Source organism: Spirulina sp. CCY15215 (assembly GCF_016888125.1).
GTDB lineage: Bacteria > Cyanobacteriota > Cyanobacteriia > Cyanobacteriales > Spirulinaceae > CCY15215.
The window spans coordinates 1-213 of the sequence record NZ_JACSWA010000028.1 but is presented as its reverse complement, the minus strand read 5'-3'; the positions used below and the strand labels follow the sequence as shown (position 1 = coordinate 213).

1 protein-coding gene is annotated in these 213 nt (G+C 49.3%); it reads left to right on the top strand.

Translation table 11 applies throughout. The features are described 5' to 3' along the window. Nucleotides 1-213, top strand: a 213-nt coding sequence (locus JUI58_RS00110) for a hypothetical protein (protein WP_204101735.1), incomplete at both ends; no start/stop codon positions are given.

Genomic DNA, 213 nt, shown 5'->3' with positions numbered 1-213 from the left:
ACGGAGACAACAACTACAGCACCTTAATCGGTAGCCCGACAAGTTTAATATTTGACCAGAATAACCCCAGTTGGATCGTCAACGAAGCCGATCTAGCGGTACCCACTGGAGAAAGTCTCTGGATGGTAGGAGGGGGAATCATCTCAACAGGAACCGTAGCCACCGAAAACGGTAACATCACCCTCGCCGCTATTCCAGGTAAAAGTCAAGTTC